General features: G+C 45.6%; 2 protein-coding genes. One reads left to right on the top strand and one right to left on the bottom strand.

What is annotated here, in order from left to right; all coding sequences use genetic code 11:
• The coding region (locus tag Q0668_RS07170) for an SBBP repeat-containing protein (RefSeq protein ID WP_298861974.1) at positions 1-327 on the bottom strand (327 nt) is incomplete at its 3' end.
• A 209-nt stretch (positions 328-536) separates the two neighbouring features.
• Here Q0668_RS07170 and Q0668_RS07175 point away from each other — a divergent pair.
• Positions 537-3,557, top strand: coding sequence for a DUF1549 domain-containing protein (locus tag Q0668_RS07175; protein WP_298861976.1), 3,021 nt, complete (start codon positions 537-539; stop codon positions 3,555-3,557).
• Positions 3,558-3,609: the final 52 nt, after the last annotated feature.

Genomic DNA, 3,609 nt, shown 5'->3' on the forward strand with positions numbered 1-3,609 from the left:
TCCCTGCGGGTTATACTTGGCGAGAACAAAATCCATACTGCCTCGGCTGGTTACCGTCTTGTCAGCGAATTGCGCAGTCTCAGTAAATTCACCCGTGACATAACAGTTCCCTTCACGATCAACGGCCATGCCTCGAATTTTGTCATGTTTGCTGCCCCCCTCCTGCTGCACCCATAGAATCGAACGCGTTGATGCATTTGTAGCCCCTTTGTTTTTTCCGGTGTTTTCGCCGGCTTCGGTCGAATGTGTGAATAACAAACATCCTGTCAAAGCAGATAGAAATAAAACAAAACAATGAATTCGACTCTGATGAAATGATATTTTCATGGTGAACCTTCATATGAGAATGCGGAACAAATTCAACCCAATAGGATATATGTTGTATGTGAAGTGCCTGGCAGCAGAAACTATTTTCTTAGTATATTTAAGAATCTATCATAAACCGTCTTGTTCCAACAGGAACGACCGCTTATTCTAAAGATACCAGAGACACTCTTTCTATGAAACCTGTTAGCACAGAAATCTGGAGTCGTCCTATGCGGAGGTTTTTTGCCACTACATTCCTTGTTTCGTTCGCGCTCGCCAACCTGCCCCTTTTCGCGCAATCCGCGACAACATCTGTTGATTACAAAACCGAAATCAAGCCACTTCTTAAAGCACACTGCTTTGCCTGTCACGGCTCACTCAAGCAGGAATCAACTTTACGGTTGGATTCAGGAAAATTAATCCTCAAAGGAGGAGAAATTGGCCCTGCGGTCATCGCGGGTAATTCAAAAACCAGTCTGCTCTATCAGGTACTCACAAAGGATGCGGATTTTGAAATGCCCCCCGCCGGACAAGGGAGCAAACTGAAACCAGACGCTGTTAAAAAGATCAAACTCTGGATAGAACAAGGGGCGATTTTTCCAGAAGACGATCAGCCTGAAGCAGCCCCCGCTGACCATTGGGCCTTCCAGCCGATTCAACGCCCCAAACTACCCGTTGTAAAAACGAAGTTCACCAATCCCATTGATGCCTTTATCTCTCACAGACAGGAGCAGGCGGGACTCATCGCCCAACCCAAAACAGATAAAGCCACCCTGCTCAGAAGAGTTTATATTAATCTAATTGGACTGCCTCCCACTCCAAAAGAACTGCATGCTTTTCTGCACGATTCAAAACCTGATGCCTATCAGCGAGTCATAGAAGATCTTCTTAGTCGTCCACAATATGGGGAACGCTGGGGACGACATTGGATGGATGTCTGGAGATATAGTGACTGGTACGGCCGTCGCGGTGCCAAGGATATGACAAACAGTTATTCTCTCACCTGGCGCTGGCGCGACTGGATCATCCGTTCGATCAATGAAGACAAAGGCTATGATCGCATGATCATGGAGATGCTTGCCGCAGATGAAATCGCACCCAACGATCGAGAGAATCTAGTAGCCACCGGTTTTATTGTTAGAAATTTCTATCGCTGGAATTATCATACATGGCTCAAAGATAACGTCGAACATACCAGCAAAGCATTTTTAGGCCTGACCATGAATTGCTGTGAGTGTCACGACCATAAGTATGATCCCATCGGCCAGGAAGAATATTTTTCCTTCCGTTCGTTCTTTGAACCAATTGACCTGAGACACGACCGCGTACCCGGAGAACCCGACCCCGGAATCTTCCCCGATTACAAACTGAGCGTGCGCAATGGCCCAGTTCGTACCGGGATGGTTCGCATCTATGATCGGCACCTCGATGCCAAAACTAAATTCTATACCGGCGGGCTTGAGTCAAATGTCGTTAAAGACAAACCACCCGTCAAAGCTTCAGCCATTCAGTTTCTAGGGGGAGACAAGCTTCCACTTCAAAAGATTGATTTACCAGTCACCGCCTGGTATCCCGGACTCAAACCATTTGTCATCGAAGAAGAAACGAAAAAACGGGAAGCGGCTTATCAAACCGCTTTGAAAGAGTGGGAACAGCAGAAGACCAAATTAGAGCAAAACATTAAACAACAGGAATCATTACTGGCAAGCCTGCTCGCAAATAGAAAATTCGAACCGAAATCTAAATCTGATACAAAAACAGGAAAGCCCTCTCTCTCTGTGAATCAACAGGCTCTGCAGCTCAAAGCGAATAAGGGGCGTCGCACACTGGCACATGAAATGTCCAGCTGGAAATCCTTTACCGCTGAAACACTGGTTCGTTTTCAACTCAAAATACTGTCAGACAGTCTAGTCAACTTTCAATTATCGAATGATTTATCTGCCGGCAGAACCAATTTGTATGTTGCCTTTGATTCAGGCAAGATTATGACTTTTGCACCTGGAACAGTCAGCAAAACCCAGATCGGAACTTATCAGACCAAATCTGACAGCCTGGAATTCCATGTCAACATTCTCCTGAAACCGGATACAGACATTGCAGAATTGACGGTTACGGATTCCGTTAACACAAAAGTGATTGTAGACCACAAACCGATCGCCCTGAATGGCTGGAATCCTATCGGTGCTAAGAATCCTGGAATCTTCCTGGATGCGCATTCCGATAGTATTGCGGAATTTGATGACATTGTCTTCCTCCGAAATGGTAAACAGGAACTACTGCGATTTGATTTTGAATTTCCCGTTTATCTTCAGGGAATGGATGTAACTGGAAAGGAAAACTGGCAGGCCTCTCGATTCAGTACCGGTGCAGCAACTTCACAGGTGGTTTTAAATAAACCGTTATCAGCAGAAGAGCAAAAGTGGCAGAAACAATTTACAGAGACAAAAGAGAATCGGGATTTCCAAAACCTGATACGAGACTCATTACAATTAAAACTCCAGGCAAAACGTAAAGCAAAAGAGGAATATGCAGCACGTGTCCATGCAGCCACAGCACGCTATATTACTAAAGCCAAGAATTTTGAAGAACAGGAACGAGCCGCCGCACAGGTAGAGTGGCAGGCAAATTTGAGTCTGGGTGAATCCATTCTGAAATCAGCAGAACTTGCCTTACAGCAGGCAAAACGGTTACCGGAAACCGATAAGGAACGAACCAAAAAACTAGGCGCAGCACAAAAACAGTTCTCGCAAGCACAGGCAACATTGAAAATAGTAAGTAAACCACGGGATCAGGCTTCCACAGTTTATGCGAGCCTTAGCCGCATTTTTCCGAAACAAAGCACTGGAAATCGAGCAGCACTCGCTCGATGGATTGCAAATCGGAAGAATCCTTTGACAGCACGCGTTGCAGTAAATCACATCTGGCTGCGACATTTTGGCCAGCCACTGGTAAAATCGGTTAATAATTTTGGTCGCAGTGGAGCGCCACCAACACATCCCGATTTGATTAATTGGCTGGCAGCCGAATTCATGGATCACAAATGGAGTATCAAACATCTCCATCGCCAGATTTTATTAAGCGACGCGTATCAGCGAAGTTCACGTGGTGTCCCTCCATCGCATCAAAACCTTGATCAAGATCGCGATAATCTTCTACTCTGGAAGTTCCCCACCAATCGTATGGAAGCAGAGGTCGTTCGTGACAGCATTTTCTACCTTGCCAATGACTTGGACTTAAAGATGTATGGTTAGGAAATCGAACAAAACCTGGGACTGACGACGAATCGAAGAAGTCTTTATTATT

The sequence above is a fragment of the uncultured Gimesia sp. genome (assembly GCF_937910335.1).
Lineage (GTDB): Bacteria > Planctomycetota > Planctomycetia > Planctomycetales > Planctomycetaceae > Gimesia.

Bases quoted from the DNA above. Each gene is read 5' to 3' on its own strand.
- Q0668_RS07175 (WP_298861976.1), top strand. From the start codon at position 537: ATGCGGAGGTTTTTTGCCACTACATTCCTTGTTTCGTTCGCGCTCGCC.